Below are 17003 nucleotides of genomic sequence, written 5' to 3' on the forward strand. Positions count from 1 at the left end.
CTAGGATCGCTTCGCTGCTAGGGCGGACTACGTCCTGCTAGGATCGCTTCGCTGCTAGGGCGGACTACGTCCTGCTAGGATCGCTTCGCGACTAGGGCGGACTTGCGTCCTGCTAGGGGCTAGGTTCTTGATTTTATAGGATCTAGCCGCGCAGCGACCTAGCAGCGTAGCGCTACTAGGCTACTAGTATGATGTGAGCTAGGCTCTGCTTAAGCAACAACACTTGGCTGCAGTGACTTTTCTGCTTTAACGGCACACACCTTATATTCTGGAATTTTTGCAATGGGATCTAATGCATTGATGGTCAGTTTATTGGCTGCGGCTTCGGCAAAGTGGAATGGTAAAAATAATACTCCTACCTGAGCCCGCTTAGTCACAAAGGCGGCTATGTCTATTTCTCCGCGGCGAGTACTCAGTTTCAACATATCACCGTTATTGACTCCCAATTGCTCGGCATCAAAAACCGAAATCATTACTCTGGGCGAGCCTTTAATATCCAGTTCCGGGGTTTTGCGCGTCATAGTACCAGTATGGAATTGTTCCAGTAAACGGCCTGTTGAAAGGGTTAATGGATATTCGCTATCGGGCATTTCGGCAGGTAGTCGATAGCTCACTGGCATCATCCTGCCTTTACCGCGTAAAAATGTTTCGGTATGCAAAATCGGTGTGCCAGGATGGTTTTCATCAAAGCATGGCCACTGTAAACCATCTACCTTATGTTCAAGTCGTTGCCAGGTAAGGCCTTGATATTGCGGGGTGACGTGGTTAATTTCTTGCCAGATATCTTTGGTGCTGTGGTAATGCCAATTAGCATCAAGGCTGTTGGCAATCATTTGGATAATTTTCCAGTCTACAATCGCATCCCCCGGAGGGGTTAACGCGACACGTAATTGTTGTACCCGACGTTCTGTATTAGTGAAATGGCCATCTTTTTCGGCAAAGGCAGTTGCGGGTAGTACCACATGGGCCATCTGCGCGGTTTCGGTTAGAAAGATATCTTGCACTACCATAAATTTAATTTTGGATAGTGCAGCGATTACGTGAGCTTGGTCCGGATCGCTTAGCACTGGGTTTTCTCCCAAAACATACAGAGCATCGAGTTTACCTTTCACAATCGCCTGCATGATTTCAGTTGCTGCTAATCCTATCTCTAAATTTAGCGATGTATTGCCCCAAGCTTTGGCAAATTTAACGTTATTGAGTGGGTTATCGACTTGCTGATAACCGGGATAATAATTGGGTAACGCGCCCATATCACAGGCACCTTGCACATTACTTTGGCCACGCAGTGGATTGAGTCCGCCGCCCGTCACGCCAATGTTGCCACACAGCAATTGCAAGTTAGAGGTGGACACAACGTTGTCATAACCCGAGGTATGTTGAGTAATTCCCATGGCATAATACAAGGCGGTTTTATCCGCGGTACCAATCATTTTTGCCATAGCGGCAATGTTTTCAGCGCTCACACCAGTAATTAACGCTGCATTGGCTAAGTTGTAATCTGGCTTCATCACTTCTTGCTTGAGCAATTCATAGTCTTCAATACGGCTATTGATGTAGTGCATGTCTTGCCAGTTATTGATGATAATTTGCTGCATGATGGCATTGAGTAACATCACATCTGTGCCCGGTTTATGTGACACATATAAATGGGCACTGTCTGCAATAGCCGTTCTCTTTGGGTCCGCCACAATTAAGCGCGCGCCGTGTTGGCTGACCGCTCTTTTAATGTGAGAGGCGATAATAGGATGGGCGCTGGTGGTATCGGAGCCAATGATAAAAATTACATCTGAGTCTTTAATGCTGGGAATATCATTGGTCATGGCCCCGCCGCCAATGGTATCGGATAACCCTGCAACAGATGATGAATGACATAGTCGTGCGCAGTGATCGATGTTATTAGTGCCCATAATGCTACGGGCGAATTTTTGCATTAAATAGTTTTCTTCATTGGTGCATTTAGCTGAAGACAATGCCGCAAACTTGCTTGGCCCAGCAGCATCTTTAATCGGTTGCAGTTGCTGTGCTATATAACTAATAGCCTCGCTCCAAGTGGCCGGTTGTAGCTGACCATTTTTGCGAATTAATGGTGTGGTAAGGCGTTTAGGGCTGTTTAAAAAGTCAAAACCAGAGCGCCCTTTAACACATAGCATGCCTTCATTGACCACTGATTGAATGTCACCAGATACTCGCATTACATGATTTTTGTCCTGGTCGACATGCAGTTCAACCCGGCAACCAACGCCACAATATGTGCACACGGTTGAGGTTTTGATTAACGCTCTGTCGCTACCTTGGGTTTTATCGCGGGCATCAACCAAAGCGCCAGTAGGGCAAACTTGAACACAGTTACCGCATTGCACACAATCGCTGTCATTCATCGACGCAGTAAAGCCAACTCGAGGGGCGTTGCGGCTAATGCCTGCTGTTGTAGCATCGGGTAGTGCTTGATAACTATTGGCTTCAAAGCTGATAACGTTATGACCACTTTGTTGATGGCAAGCATCAATACAAGCGGCGCAACTGATACAGCGATTAGCATCGAAAGTAATAAAAGGCGCACTGTTATCGACTTTAAATTTACGCGCCTGAGTTTGATCCAGTGTTTTTCCGTCGACTTTATATTCGGTGGCATAATCGCGTAATTTACAATCGGTATTGGCTTGGCAAGCGCACTCCAAACAGCGCATCGCTTCTTTCATTGCCTCATCGGGAATGAATCCTAGTTCTACCTCGGCAAAGTTAAGCGCTCGATTGAGCTGGTTTAGCTCTGGCATTTTTAAGCGGCGACGCTTGGCTGTCTCTGGGTATATCTCAGCAGATAACGAGGCTGTTTTGTTGGCCTTTCGTGAGTTAAATAGTCTAGGTTCTAAATGACAAGTTAAGCCTTCAGTTAACAATCCTTCAATGGCTTCAGCGGCTTTTCGGCCATCTGCTACTGCACCAACTGCAGTACCTGGGCCGGTGCGGGAATCACCGATAACAAATAGCTTTTCCACTCCAGCAGACATGGTTTGCTCGCAGCCAAGGAAAGTATGCCAGCGGGTCAGGGCGATATGGCCAGTGTCTATTTGATTTTCTGGTTGGTCTAAAAAGGCTAAATCCACTTGTTGAGATACCGCAGGAATTACAGTGTCGAACGCTTCTTCAAAGGTTTCGCCGGTCGCTTTAGGGGAGCGGCGACCAGATTCATCGGGCTCACCGAGCGCCATTTTAGCAAAGGTGACGGATTTAACCCGGCCCTGGTTATCGCTGTGGTTTTCCAGAGGATTAGTGAGAAAATGAAACTTAACCCCTTCCTCTTCTGCTTCATGTATTTCATAGGGCTCAGCTGGCATTTCATCACGGCTACGACGATAGATTAAGGTCACATCAGCACCATCACGGACAGCGGTACGGGCGCAATCAATGGCAGTATTACCGCCACCAATGACGGCTACTTTTTTGCCTGTAATGAATTTTTTGTCGGTGCAATAATCGCGTAAATAGTCCACACCTAAATAACAGCCGATTAAATCACTGCCAGGATAATTCATTGGCACGGCTTTTTGCGCCCCAATCGCGAGGCAAACCGCATCATAATTGGCCACTAACTCGGTTAAATTGGTATCACGACCCAGTTCAACTCCAGTTTCAATCTTAAGTCCATTGCGGGTGAGCAGTTCAATCTCTTTATCCAGTATATCTTTAGGTAAGCGGTACTCAGGAATACCGTAACGTAACCAGCCTCCAGCTTTAGGAGCCGACTCCATAATGGTCACATCGTGGCCATTATTAGACAAATAATAACCCGCGGTGAGTCCTGCAGGGCCACTGCCGATAATGGCAATGCGCTTGTTGGTAGCGGGTGCTTTTGGCGGAACATAAGACTCTGCATCTTGTAAATCTAAGTCTGCTGCATGACGTTTTAATTGGCGAATTGCCACAGGTTCATCTACCAGTCCGCGGCGACACTGGGCTTCACAAAAAGCCGGGCAAACACGGCCAATAGACAAGGGTAAAGGTAAGGTTTGCTTGATGACTTTGACGGCTTCTTTATGATCACCTCTGCCGATATGATACAGGTACGACTGCACGTCAACGCCGGCAGGACAGGCGGTTTGGCAGGGCGCTTCACAGTCAGCAAAGTGATCACTCAGAATATCTTTGAGTGCTTGTTGACGAAGATGGCTTAAGTGGCTCGACTGGGTAATGACCTCTAAGCCGGTTTCAAGCGGGGTTTCACAGGCACGAACACATCGTAAGCTGCCATCATGGTTTTTGATTTGTACTTGGCACAAATTGCAGTGTTGTCTCTCTTGGCGATGAGAATAATCACATAAGCTAGGGATGTTAATACCGGCGTTTTTTGCTGCCTTTAACAAGCTGTCAGCTTTAGGAAGCGAAAGTGTTGTTCCGTCGATAGTGATATCAATCATTGCAAAGCCTTTTCATTTTTTGAGTCACGGGCAAAGTCTAATGCCTTTGAGGATGGGACGAGTAGGGCGTCAATAGGCATAAAAAACTAAACCTAAAATGGGGTTAATGTCAGCAATGGCAGATTAAGCTGATAACCTTGCTCTGGCATCTACAGTCTATGTATCAAGTTTAATTTGAGGAGTGATTTTCAGATGTGACTTAGATCATTTTTATTGCGATTAAATGTGTATTTTATATTAATGTTATAATAAACAATTAATTACTTATGGTTTTATGTCGTAATTATTGCTAGGAGAGTGATGATTTGTTGTCATTGTTCACAATTGTGGACAGTTGGTTGTGATGAGAGGATTCATCGCTGTTGCAACCATTGCAGTTATAGCCATTGCTGTTACAACAATGGCTGTTACAACAAAGCAGGCTGAATAAATGATATTCAACCTGCTTGTTTATTGCTACTTCAATCTAAAAACCACTTCAACTCTGTCGCTAATGTTAACTTGGCCTTGTTGATAGGTTTGCGCCACATCGGCATTCATTTTCATGCTGGCGCGGTACATTTCTGGCTGATTGGCTTGTTGCGGAAAGTATCTTACTTGCCATACCCCAGCAATTTGTTCACCAAAGCCTTTTGCTAAAGATTGAGCTTTTTGCTTGGCATCATCAATCGCGGCTTGGCGAGCTTGAGCAATGATTTTGGCTTCTTGGCTCGACTTTAGTTCGATATTATTAACGTTATTAATCCCTTCAACCAAAGCGCTGTCGAGTAATTCATTTAAGTTGTTAAGGTCAATTACGGTAATGGTCATTTGACGACTAGCGTTATAACCCGTGAGTTTACGCGGTTCATTTTGCACATACATATATTGCGGATTAAGTTGTAAATTAGCACTTTGAATGTGTTTTTTGTCGACTCCAGCCTTGAGTAAACGTTGCATAAATTGGCTGACGGCTTCGTCGGCTTTGTCTTTAGCGGCTTTAGCGCTATCGGCTTCTATAGATACTTGAACATTGATAATAGCCATGTCTGCTGCAGCTTCAATGGTGCTTGTTCCCACTGTTTCAATATGAGCAAAACTGAGCTCGGCTGCTTGTACTGGCGATAAACTGCTGGTGGCGGTTAAGGTAAATAATGAGGCAGAAATGATGCTTGTGAGTAATATTTTGTTCATTGATAACTCCGCTAGTGGTTAGCTAAATACTGTTTACACTCAGGTAAAGTGGGTCTGTTATGAGTGTAAACGGTGCAAATATAAAAAAGGGTTTTTATTTTTGACTATTTTCTGCGATTTATTTCTTACGGTTTATTTATGACTTACTAACTACTTAACAGAAACTAAAACAACTGGGCCGAGATATTAAGCAATTTGTTTCTGATCCATTGATTTACCGGATCGTCTTGGGCTTGTTGATGCCAATACATGTGTACCGCCAGTTCTGGTACTTCAAAGGGCAATGGCGACACTACAATTGGCATGGTTTGTTGTAACAACATGGCGTAGGTGTTTGGCATGGTCATGATCAAATCTGATTGGCAGATCACGCTGATGGCGGCAAAGTAATGCTCGCAGCGTAATGCAATATTGCGGCTAACGCCTTGATGGGCGAGTGCCATGTCGACGGTGTCGATGCTGAAGTCTTTTAAGCTCACTAATGCATGAGATGCGGCGGCATAATTAGCGAGCGTGAGCTGCTGTAATATAGGATGGTTTTGACGACACACTAATGAAAATCGTTCGCTACATATTAGAGTATTGCGAATATCTTTATGGGTTGGCATCAGTACATCGATAACAATATCTAAACTTTGCTGCGCCAGTGACGGCTCAAGTTCAGTGCGTTTAATTTGACGACTGTTTAGGGTGATATTGGGGGTGTTATTGAGTAAATCGGGCATAAGAATAGGAAAGAACATTGACTCTAATATGTCTCTTAAGCCTAGTTTTATCTCGCGTTTGTGCTGTTGTATGTCAAATGTCGCGGGTTGGCTAACGGTATTATTGAGTAACAGCAGCGCTTGTTGCACGTCGGGAATGATTTTTTGGCATAAGGCGGTTGGCACCATTTTACGGCCATGGCGGACAAACAACGGGTCGTTAAATTTGTCGCGTAGCCGAGCAATAGCATGGCTTACAGCGGGTTGTGTTAGGTGCAGTTTACTGGCCGCAGCAGTAATGCTGCCGTGCTGATATACCGTGCTCATAATGAGGAATAAGTTTAAATCAATCTTACTATGCAGCATATTAATAGTTATCTATGATTTAGTATCATTTGAATTTATTTTAGGCTTGGTTAAATTAAAGTCAAACTAAACTAATAAAAGTAGACTCAACATGACCGCAATAAATGACACTCAAGCACAGCAAATTCAAAAAATGACCATTGGCACAGATAAATATCCAATGCCGTTACCGCCAAAGTTTGATAATAAACAACAGCAACAACAATATGAAAAACAGCGTCTAGCGGCGGCATTTAGAGTATTTGCCCATTATCGATTCGATGAGGGTTTAGCGGGGCATATCACCTTGCGTGATTGTATTGACCCTGAGTCATTTTGGGTTAATCCGTTAGCGGTGCATTTTTCTAAAATTAGGGCTTCTGATTTAGTGCGAGTTGATCATAAAGGCAATATTTTGGAGGGTAAGCACCCAATCAATAATGCCGCATTTGCGATTCATTCGCGTATTCACCATGCGCGCCCCGATGTCAACGCAGTGGCCCATGCCCATACTACTTATGGGCGTGCATTTTCATCATTAGGCGAGTTACTTAAACCTATCTCTCAAGATGCCTGTATGTTTTATGAAAACCACAGTGTGTTTGACACTTTTACCGGCGTGGTCGCCGATTTATCTGAAGGCGATATGATTGCTGAGGCGCTACAAGGCCATGCTGCGGTGATATTGCAAAATCATGGTTTGCTTACCGTAGGCAAGTCTGTTGATGCGGCAACGGCTAATTTTGTCATGTTAGACAGTTGCTGCCATAGCCAGTTATTGGCACAGGCGGCGGGTGAACTTAAATTGATTGGCCATGAAATTGCGACTAAAACTCGCCAAATTAATGGCTCAGATTTAGTGACATGGGGTAATTTTCAACCTTTGTATCAGGTCATGTTGGCGCAAGATAACAGCTTTTTAGATTAAGCCTGTTAACGATGCCAAAGGGCGGTTTGATTTTGATAAAACCGTATGCATGCAGCTATATTTCGCAAGAACGTATTCTGTACTGATGCTTATGATACTCGCTAAGTCTGCTTAGCGAGCAAGGATGCAATTCCCTATGACAGGTTCGATTATTACCGAAATACTGCTGCCATTGTCGCTCGCCTTCATTATGTTTGGCATGGGCTTAAGTTTAACTCAATTTGATTTTTTACGTTTATGGCAAACTCCAATGCCGATTATTGGCGGCTTTATTGGCCAAATTATCGTGTTGCCTTTGTTGGCTTTTACGCTTTGTTTGTTGATGGACTTATCGCCAGCGATGTCGATAGGGTTAATGATTTTGGCTGCCTGCCCCGGTGGGACTACCTCAAATGTAATTAGCCACTTAGCTAAAGCGAATTTGGCATTGTCAGTGAGTTTGACTGCACTGAGTAGCATAGTGTGTGTTTTTACCGCACCGTTTATCATCCAATTTGCGGTTAGCTATTTTAGTGATAGCCATGATATTGAGGTGTCGTTAAGTAGTATTTCATTAGGTTTATTGGTGATTACCTTGCTACCGATTATGTTTGGCATGATTGTGCGGCGTTATTATCGCGATTGGGCTGTGAAGGTTGAGGTGTATTTTAGGCGCTTTGCGTTAGTGTTTTTATTGTTGATGATTACTGGGGTAGTGATTCAAGAACGTGACATTATCAGCGACGCTTTTAACGAGGTGTTTATTGCATGCATGTTGTTAAATTTGATTGCCATGATGGTGGGCGTAATTACTGCTAAGATATTCAAATTAAGCCACAAAGATAGCCTTACGTTGGCCATTGAAATTGGTTTGCAAAACTCCACTATGGCAATGCTTATTTGCATTAGTTTACTGCAAGCCCCGAGTTATGCTGTGGTGGCTGGAGTGTATAGTTTAACGATGTATTTAGGGGCTGGCTTATTAATCGCCTATGCCCGTTATGCTAGAAACCAAAAACATACAGTTCAATCTAGCTAATTACATTAGTGCTATTGATTAACGGATTTTGTCGGTTAGTTAATAGCTTAGTTACTTACTTAGGGCTTAGTTAATCACTTAGTGTTTAGTTACATAGTGTTTAGTTAGTTACTTAGTTACTTAGTTACTTCGTTAGTTAGTGCTTACGCACTCGTGTTCCTAAATCGAATGTTATTTTACTCTTTTTTGCTGGCGGTATTCACTGGGTGTGGCGCCTTGCCAGCGTTTAAAAGCCCGCCGAAAGTTAGCCACATCAACATAACCTAATTGATATGCCAACAGCTTAATACTGCCACTAGATTGCGATAAGTATTGCTTCGCAATATGGTGATTCACCGATGCGACAATGTTTTTATAGCTTGTTTGTTGTTGGGTTAAATGGCGATGAAGAGTCCGTGGGGTCATATTAAAATGCGTGGCTGTATCGCTTAAGCTTGGTAGTGGCGTTTGGCTTTGCAGTAAATACTGATACAACTTATCGCTAAGGCTTTGCTGTAAATCAAGTTTTTTAAGTTCGTTAATACACCATTGTTTGGCTTGAATAAACGAGCTGGGATCGGCCATATCCAAGCGTTGATTTAATGATGCTTGAGTTAATATTAGCTGGGTGCTGGCTTGATTAAAATGCACTGGTACTTTGAGTAATGCGGAGTATTGCTGCCAATAGGCTGGTGCAGCGAACCCCAAATTAACCTGGCTTATTGCAGGTGACAACGGGGTGGTTTGTTGTAACAAATTGGCAATGGTGACGAGCAAAGCATCCATAAACGGTTGTTGAATCACGCCCAATGGTTGTATCGCTTGCAGTGTGATAACCATACTGCTGGCGGTTTCATGGGTATTAACATTAACCAATGGTGTGCGTGTATTGATAAATTGCTTCAATGTATCAACAGCTTGTTTAAGGGTACTGCTATTAAGGATGGCAAATCCCATCATGCCATGGGTGTTAATGCCTATTCGGCTGCCGACATGTAAGCCCAAGTCTGGCCGTGCCGATAGATGAATTGCAGACGTTATCAGTCGTTGATAATCATCAAAAGTCACTTGAAAGTTAGGGTCTTGTAGTTGTTCAAGCATAAGGCCGTTATGGGCTAGCCATATATCGACATTGCATTCCCACAGGCGCAGCTGTTGATACACTTGGTTTAAGTAAAATACAGGAAGCAGCTGCATAGCAATCTTATTAATGGCTTTGAGTTAGTTGTAACGGATTTTGCTGTGCTTGTCTATTAATGACCCCTTAATGTCCATTCTTCCCTCTTTGTTATATTTCTGGTTGGCGTACAGTAAACCTTTAATCACCAAGGAATGTGTATGTTGTCTATGTTTACTGCCAAACCGGTTAGCCTAACCATTAATGATGAAATAGTGATAGCGCAAACTAGCGTTAAACACTCTATTTTAACCGCCGCGTTGGCCGCCAACATTGCCTTTCCGCATCATTGCCGAGTAGGCAGTTGCGGTGCTTGTCGATGCAAGTTGGTTGCGGGCGAAGTGAAACAATTAACCGACAGCGCATATGTTTTATCAGCTGAAGCCATCGCTCAAGGAATGATTTTGGCCTGTCAGAGTCTGGCTAAAACTGATGTGAACATTCACGTTAATTTACGCCAGCGTCCTTTAGCTGACGAACCGCAAGCATAAGGACGTGGCCATGTTTAAATACCTTAAATTTATGTCGTTTCATCTTATGGCGGTGATCGCTATTATCAGCATCACTTTGGGTGGAACCTATATCAGCATTGGCTTTGCTATTTGGGTTGCGGTGTATTTGGGTGGTGACATCGTGTTTGGTGATGATACCGCGACGCCACAATATCGCTATCCGGCTTTGCTTACGTGGCAATTGTGGTTGGCACTGCCATTGACTGTGATATTAGTGTTTGTGTGTTGCTGGCAATTTGCCAGCCAAGATATTGGCCAATATGGCGCATGGGTCACTCGTTTTACGGGGTATGACGCCCTGTTAGCGAGGCAAAACACTAGCGTTATTCAATATGGGGTGATGGTGATTTATTTGGGCTTAGTGGTTGGCGTAATGGCGACGATTACAGGCCATGAGCTAACCCATCGTACTTGGCAGCCGGTGTCATTATTGATTGGACGCTGGTTATTGGCATTTAGCTTTGATGCTAACTTTGCCATTGAACATGTATATGGCCACCATAAATACGTTAGTACCTTGAACGATCCTGCTACCGCTCCGCGTGGTCGTGGTGTTTATGCACATATTATTATTTCGACCATTAAGGGCAATATTAGTGCGTGGCATATTGAGCAACAAAGGCTGGTGCGTAAACAGTTAGCTGTGTGGAGTTGGCACAATAAAGCGTTACGAGGTTACGCTATGAGTGTCGCTATTATGGTGTGGGTATTTTGGCTTGCTGGTTGGCAGGGGGTAAGCTTTTTTGTATTAATGGCGTTATGGGCTAAAGCGACTTTAGAGATAGTCAATTACATGGAGCATTATGGTTTGGTTCGCGAACTTAACTCGCCAGTAAAACCTCATCATTCTTGGAATACCAATAAGCGGGTAAGCTCGTGGGCAATGTTTAACTTAACCCGACATTCACATCATCACGCTCAAGGGCAGTTACCTTACCATCAGTTATCGCCTTATCCCGATGCACCGCAAATGATTGGCGGTTACCTTAGTACCTTTGTATTGACCCTCATTCCGCCTTTATGGCATCGACTTATGCTGCCCAAATTACAACATTGGGATGCACATTTTGCCACGCCAGCTGAATATAATATGGCCCAGCAGGCAAATCAACAAAGTGGCATTGCAACTTATCAAGCGTGTTGTTAACCCTTTGATTGTTAGATTGTTTAGACGCTAATAGATATTAGCTACTCATATTAATGCGGTTACGGCCTGTTGATTTGGCGCGGTAAAGTGCTGTGTCTGCGGCGCAAACCAGTGCGGTTGGCGTGCGGTATTGACCACTGCGTTCACAGGCAATGCCCTGGCTGACACTGATTTTGGTTTGTGCAGGTAACCCTATATCGGTAAAGCTTAACTGGTTAATACGACGTTGAATATTTTTGGCAATGTATTCTGCAGTTAACGGATTACTGTTGGGCAAAATGACCACAAACTCTTCACCACCATAACGGGCAGCCATCGCATTGTTAGACGGGAGCACCTCTGCCAGTACTTGGGCAATTTTTTGCAAACATTTATCACCGTTAACATGACCATACTGGTCATTAAACATTTTAAAATAATCGACATCGATAATGATTAAACACAGCGGTTGATCGTGGTTAATGCTGTCGTTCCAGTTGGTTTGCAGGGCATCATCAAAAGCGTGACGGTTGGCAAGGCCAGTTAATTTGTCGGTATGCGCTAAGTGGCGCAGTTTGTTGTATTCAGCTTTATGGGTTGTGAGATTATGCATGATGCCAATAAATAACGGCTCAGAACCTATCTGCATCGACGGTAAACATGACAATGATAAGTCTGCTTCGAGTAACGTGCTGTCGGCGCGATTAATGATAATTTCTTTAGGGCCATGATTAAACTGAGTCACTTTATTGGCCTGACCGCTGGCGCTGTTCCACAAGGTAAATAAAGATAGATACTCATCTTTAAAAGGGCTTTGTAGATAATCGGTCCAGGTTTGACCGATTAACATTTCGGCTGGGGCACCGAATAATTTAGCGCCTAACGGATTGATCATCTCAATGACGCCAGCAGAATTAATCACAAAAATCGCTTCTGAAATCGCGGTGATCACATTGAGCAAGGTGCTAATTTGTAGGTTATCTGCTACTGCCATTTTGCCATTATGGCTTGCTGAGGTGGCATCAAAAGTTGCATTAAAAGTGGTATCAAAAATGACATCTGTTGCTGATGAGTTGGATTGTGGTTCAGCCTCAACTCGCAATGGTATTTTTATCGCGCTGGGAAATTTAGCGAATGAGTTTGTTAATTTAGTCACACGAGAAATAGTGTCATTGAGTTCAGTTAATTTATCATTGGTAAACATGGTGCATTCCCTTAAGCGTTTGGTATTGGTAACCCCTTGTTGATGTCAAATACTCTATTAGGAATAAGGCTTATTTACCTTTCGGTAATCTTCTGCTTTTAACTTGTTGATTTTAAATTGTTTAAAGTTGCTATTTATTGTGAAAATGTGTTGCGATTGAGTTGTGTCTATTGCATGTACCTTGGAGGTAAGCTGATTTTGTTGCTGGTTTTTAGGATTTGTCTCACTAAAATCGATAGTGTTCTTAGCTTAAATAGCCTGTTTTGCAGCTGTATTTTATTGCATCGTTGACAGATATTAAGCCGTTAATGGGAGGTGGCGAGACCGTTATTTGACAGGCGTTTGCTCATCGGTCTATTGAGAAATGATTGGTTTTTGAGTTCGGTTAACGGGTAAAAGGTAACTCCAACCTCGGGTTATGCTACTGGATAACACAAGTCGTTTTAGCAATGGTTATGTTATTGATTAATGTTGCTCTGTGGTTCAGCATAAAAGCTCAGGGCAAGCCTGAGCTTTCGTCATATTCAACTCATCGAATATTTAGTCTGGGTGATTAACAACTTCAGGATCTGGGCTGAGTACCAATAAGGTATTGCTGGTGTTCGACAACACAAACTGAAAACTGGTATTGCCTGCTACTTCATCTAAATCGGTTAAGTGTATCAAGCTGCCATTGTTGCAGATGCTTACGGCATCAATAATGCCGTCAAATGGGGTAATAAAAGCCGCGCCAACAAATCTAAGTCCTTTGCCCGTTTGATCAATAAGTTGGTACGTGATGGTACAGTTTTTAGTAATAATAACATCACCGCTTTTAGGGGTGCCATCGTGATTGGTATAACTGAAAAACGGCTCGCCGTTTTCTAGGGTGACGGTGAGATTAAAAAATGTTGTATCTTGAGTTGTTGACATTATATTTTCCATTTTTTGTTGGTTTAGGGTTTAGGGGTAAATCTATAATTGGTTATTGCCGATTTATCTAACAGTTGTAACAAGTCAGGATACTTATTCAATTCGCCTAAGCAGTCGAGTGCTTTAGCATAGGGAATCGTATACTTAGGGTCGCTGTTGTTATCTATAATCAGTGCCAGTTGGTTTTTAGTCTGTTTACACTGAACATTAACTTGCTGTGATGGTTCTATAGATTTCATCAAAATGGCTGTAAGAATGGTACTTTCAGCTAAATCGGCAGTGTAAGCCGTATTTTGGTGAAACTCGGTGATTAATTGATTAAACGAGGTTATTGCCTGACGCGCAAAAAGTAGGCTTTTTTGTAACTGTCCTTGTGATGCTAAATAATTTGCAGCTGCCAGCTGATATTTAGCCCATAACTCGTTATTTTTACTAGAAGTTGTTAAAGTCGCATCGGTTTCAAGCATAGCCGCCAAAGAGTTAATACTCTGACCCATAGTGTTTTCAATAGGTATCGAACTATATGTCAACATATCAAAGTAAGCATAATATTGTTGGATTTTCAAAATATCATTTTGAGGGTCTTGTTTAAAGGCCTTGGTAATAGTAGCTAAACGGAGTTCGGCAGTTGAAAATACTTCCTGATGTTTGCCTTGATAGTTTAATAATTTAGCCAGCAGACCATAACTACTCGATAATCGTTCAAGTAAATAAGGCTGCTTTTCTAAAGCTTGATTGGCCAACTGCTGTTGAATTTGTTGGTGTATTTGTATCGCAGCGGTAATGTCGCCTTGGGCGGTGGCTGCACTGGCAATCCATGATTGTGCATTGGCCACATCAGCAATCATTTTGCTATTACTTGGGTCTTGAACTAGTGCTTTTTGTTTTAACTGTAATGATTGCTCAAATGCCTCTCGTGCAGCAGCAAAGTTTTGCTGCTTCATATGTATCGAGCCAAGAGAGTTTTGCGCGTACGACAACTCCATTAACGCATCGTCATCGTCTGGCGCGTATTGATACATGGCTTGGCTGTATGTTAAATATTGTTCAAACCAAGGTTGAGTGGCAAGCCAATCACTTTTATCGTACTCAAGCAGACCGATCCAATAGGCATTAGCGCCTAAGGTTTTAAGTAAACTAAGGTTTTGAGGTTGTATTTCGAGTAACGGCTGCATGCGCTCACGGGCGGCGATTAAGGCGCTGCGGGCTTCGTCGGTATTGCCGCGAGAATAGGCCACTTCGCCCATGGCCTCTAAGGTTTGGCTGTGTTGAAACTGGGCTTCAAAGCTTAAATAGCTGGCATCGTCGGCAGAAAAATCGCTGAAATATTCCAATGCTTTATTGCTGATACCATCGAGCAAGTCCATGCGGCCAATACCGCGCATTTTGTCGGCGAATTCACCCACCATAAAACCAAGTAAGTTTTCTGCCGCAAGGCGTTTTTGTTGTGCCTGGGTTTCGGCCTCAATGCTGCGAATACTCATGGCGACCGAAATGAGTGTCAGTGCCACAAGGGCTAGCATGACTGCACGGCGGCGCCAGCGGCCGATGTTGGCTTGTTTGGTTGAGGCTTGAATGAGTGCCAGTTCTTGAGGCTCTAAACTAAACAATTGGTTATCGAGCAATGTGCTTGCTTCTACTAATGGTTTGCCTTCTGCCAGTAAATAAGCATTACTCTTTGACTCGGCCAGCCAGCGGTTAGATTGATGCTGTAAACGGCTTTTAATGGCTAAACTGTCCTTGTGCTCGGTTATCCATTGGGTGGCGCGGGGCCAGCGCCTTAATAGCGCTTCGTGAGCAATACTAAAGCAGGGTTGATCTTGTTGCAGATGCGAAACAAACAAACGGTTATCAACCATGGCTTTGACGAGGTTTATTTCGGCATCACTACTGAGATCGCTCCAGCGGGCGGTGCTGCTGGTGATTGATTTTTCATCTTCGGTTAGGGTGACTAACATCGACAGTATTTTAGGCAGTGCGGCGCGTTCGCTGTTGTTTAATTGGTTGAGCACTTCTTCGGCATTTTTACCGATGGCGCCTTCAATCCCCCCAAGCGAATGGTATACCGACACCAATAATTGGTTGTTGTCATCTTTGTGCAAATACAGTGATTGCAAGGTGTATTGCAACATGGGCAGAGCATCGGGGTTTGAGGCGGCTTCACTGCAAAGTATTTCGTCCAACGGCATTGCCGTATCGGGATCGAGTGTCCATGTGAGGTTAGCTGCATTGGCCGGCAAGCGGATCATTTGCATCAGCTCTGATCGGGTTGGCGCCGATAAATCGAAATGTGAGCCATTAGCTTTGCCTGCCATTAGGCTTGGGTGGCTAACAACCTGAGGGTAAAAGTCATTGCGGCAAGCACTAATTATTAATACTGCCCCTGAAACCGCAAGGGTTTCGAGGATATCTAATACATTGTTGCGTTCGGATTCGGTAAATAATGGCGACGCTAATAAGATTTCTAAACGGTCGATAAACAATGAAAAATGGGGCCGACTGTATTTTGGGGCATTGTCATCATTGATTGATGAGTATTTGGCTAAAGCTAGCTGACAATATTCAATAACGGCGTTGATGTCGTTTTGCAGTTTGTTTGCCAGCATATCGGCACTACAGTCGGTAAACACCGCTTGGTCTTTGATTTCCCAGTCGAGCATCGCACTGGCGATATCGATAATTAAGCGTCCTTTAGTGACATCGGCTAAATCTAGGTTAGCATTATCGATTACGCCAACCCCGTTAAAGCCATTTTTGGACATTAAATTAGGCATGATGCCGGCATTAATTAACGATGATTTACCTGTACCGCTGGGGCCGAGGATTAAGCAAAAGGCACGGCCAAATTCAACTTGTTTTGTGATGCGATTTAATAAAGTGTCAACTTGCTCACTTCGGCCAAAAAATACATTGGAGTCGTTGGTGTCAAATGCGCGTAAACCTGGAAACGGCGAGGCGCCTTGCCATTGTTGGGTAGTGACTTTGGCATGATGACCAATAGGGAATTCAACACTGGCGATGGTGCGATAACCGCGTTTGCGGATGGTTTCTATGTACTGCGGATTAGATGCTTGATCGCCTAATGCTTTACGCAGCTGGGTAATGACTTTATGCAGCGGATTATCGCCAATGGCGATGCTGTTCCAGCAGTGGTTAATAATATCGTCTGCTGCTAGCACTTCCCCTTGGTGTTGGCACAGTAAACGCAACACATCCATGGCTTTGGGTTCAAGACTGCGAATAACATCGCCAGACTGAATGCTATTGCTGTGTGGATTAATTTGCCAATCGCCAAAAAAGAAAGTGCTGTCGTTCATCTGTAATTAATTTCCGATTGGTTAATCGCGTTAAGTTATAAGCAATAAAGATTACGTCACGATGACTCTTATTGAGAGTCATCTTTAGGCGTACTACTTCTGCTTGTTTGATTGTATCGTGCGACTACGTCAATTGTATTTTTTTGCAATATTTTACAATAGATTTACTTTTTTCTCGACAACGATATCG

Annotated in this window: 11 protein-coding genes; 4 read left to right on the top strand and 7 right to left on the bottom strand. The window is 43.6% G+C overall.

Going from position 1 to position 17003, the window contains the following annotated elements; genetic code table 11:
- Positions 1-209 precede the first annotated feature (209 nt).
- The 3 genes from fdhF to H5125_RS15275 form a co-directional block, all read right to left on the bottom strand.
- Positions 210-4418: a formate dehydrogenase subunit alpha gene (fdhF, locus tag H5125_RS15265; RefSeq protein WP_182744673.1), complete on the bottom strand. Its 4209-nt coding sequence runs from the start codon at positions 4416-4418 to the stop codon at positions 210-212.
- 456 nt (positions 4419-4874) lie between these two features.
- Positions 4875-5591: an oxidative stress defense protein gene (locus tag H5125_RS15270; RefSeq protein ID WP_182744674.1), complete on the bottom strand. Its 717-nt coding sequence runs from the start codon at positions 5589-5591 to the stop codon at positions 4875-4877.
- Between the two features lie 164 nt (positions 5592-5755).
- Positions 5756-6661, bottom strand: coding sequence for a LysR family transcriptional regulator (locus H5125_RS15275; protein WP_182744675.1), 906 nt, complete (start codon positions 6659-6661; stop codon positions 5756-5758).
- A 100-nt stretch (positions 6662-6761) separates the two neighbouring features.
- On the opposite strand from H5125_RS15275, the gene H5125_RS15280 reads away from it, so the two are divergent.
- Positions 6762-7568, top strand: a complete 807-nt coding sequence (locus tag H5125_RS15280; protein ID WP_081430151.1) for a class II aldolase/adducin family protein — start codon at positions 6762-6764, stop codon at positions 7566-7568.
- Between the two features lie 136 nt (positions 7569-7704).
- Positions 7705-8586, top strand: a complete 882-nt coding sequence (locus tag H5125_RS15285) for a bile acid:sodium symporter family protein (RefSeq protein ID WP_182744676.1) — start codon at positions 7705-7707, stop codon at positions 8584-8586.
- Positions 8587-8757: 171 nt separating this feature from the next.
- On the opposite strand, the gene H5125_RS15290 is transcribed toward H5125_RS15285, so the two are convergent.
- Positions 8758-9762, bottom strand: a complete 1005-nt coding sequence (locus tag H5125_RS15290) for an AraC family transcriptional regulator (protein ID WP_182744677.1) — start codon at positions 9760-9762, stop codon at positions 8758-8760.
- Between the two features lie 141 nt (positions 9763-9903).
- Between H5125_RS15290 and H5125_RS15295 the strand changes: the two genes are divergently transcribed.
- A complete protein-coding gene (locus H5125_RS15295) occupies positions 9904-10233 on the top strand; it encodes a 2Fe-2S iron-sulfur cluster-binding protein (RefSeq protein WP_182744678.1) in 330 nt (109 codons plus the stop codon).
- A 10-nt stretch (positions 10234-10243) separates the two neighbouring features.
- Positions 10244-11401, top strand: a complete 1158-nt coding sequence (locus tag H5125_RS15300; RefSeq protein ID WP_182744679.1) for an alkane 1-monooxygenase — start codon at positions 10244-10246, stop codon at positions 11399-11401.
- Between the two features lie 37 nt (positions 11402-11438).
- On the opposite strand, the gene H5125_RS15305 is transcribed toward H5125_RS15300, so the two are convergent.
- From H5125_RS15305 to H5125_RS15315, 3 genes are all read right to left on the bottom strand, one after another.
- Positions 11439-12584, bottom strand: coding sequence for a sensor domain-containing diguanylate cyclase (locus H5125_RS15305; protein ID WP_182744680.1), 1146 nt, complete (start codon positions 12582-12584; stop codon positions 11439-11441).
- Positions 12585-13124: 540 nt separating this feature from the next.
- Entirely contained in the window at positions 13125-13496 is a 372-nt protein-coding gene (locus H5125_RS15310) for a DP-EP family protein (protein ID WP_162022418.1), read from the bottom strand.
- Between the two features lie 23 nt (positions 13497-13519).
- Positions 13520-16813 carry a winged helix-turn-helix domain-containing protein gene (locus H5125_RS15315; protein WP_182744681.1) on the bottom strand — a complete coding sequence of 1098 codons (3294 nt, stop codon included), beginning with the start codon at positions 16811-16813 and terminating at the stop codon, positions 13520-13522.
- Positions 16814-17003: the final 190 nt, after the last annotated feature.

The organism is Shewanella sp. SR44-4 (assembly GCF_014163715.1).
Taxonomy (GTDB): Bacteria; Pseudomonadota; Gammaproteobacteria; order Enterobacterales; family Shewanellaceae; genus Shewanella.

What these genes read in the sequence shown, in the direction of transcription:
- fdhF (WP_182744673.1), bottom strand. Translation starts at nt 4,418, where the DNA reads ATGATTGATATCACTATCGACGGAACAACACTTTCGCTTCCTAAAGCT.
- H5125_RS15270 (WP_182744674.1), bottom strand. Translation starts at nt 5,591, where the DNA reads ATGAACAAAATATTACTCACAAGCATCATTTCTGCCTCATTATTTACC.
- H5125_RS15275 (WP_182744675.1), bottom strand. Translation starts at nt 6,661, where the DNA reads ATGCTGCATAGTAAGATTGATTTAAACTTATTCCTCATTATGAGCACG.
- H5125_RS15285 (WP_182744676.1), top strand. Translation starts at nt 7,705, where the DNA reads ATGACAGGTTCGATTATTACCGAAATACTGCTGCCATTGTCGCTCGCC.
- H5125_RS15290 (WP_182744677.1), bottom strand. Translation starts at nt 9,762, where the DNA reads ATGCAGCTGCTTCCTGTATTTTACTTAAACCAAGTGTATCAACAGCTG.
- H5125_RS15295 (WP_182744678.1), top strand. Translation starts at nt 9,904, where the DNA reads ATGTTGTCTATGTTTACTGCCAAACCGGTTAGCCTAACCATTAATGAT.
- H5125_RS15300 (WP_182744679.1), top strand. Translation starts at nt 10,244, where the DNA reads ATGTTTAAATACCTTAAATTTATGTCGTTTCATCTTATGGCGGTGATC.
- H5125_RS15305 (WP_182744680.1), bottom strand. Translation starts at nt 12,584, where the DNA reads ATGTTTACCAATGATAAATTAACTGAACTCAATGACACTATTTCTCGT.
- H5125_RS15310 (WP_162022418.1), bottom strand. Translation starts at nt 13,496, where the DNA reads ATGTCAACAACTCAAGATACAACATTTTTTAATCTCACCGTCACCCTA.
- H5125_RS15315 (WP_182744681.1), bottom strand. Translation starts at nt 16,813, where the DNA reads ATGAACGACAGCACTTTCTTTTTTGGCGATTGGCAAATTAATCCACAC.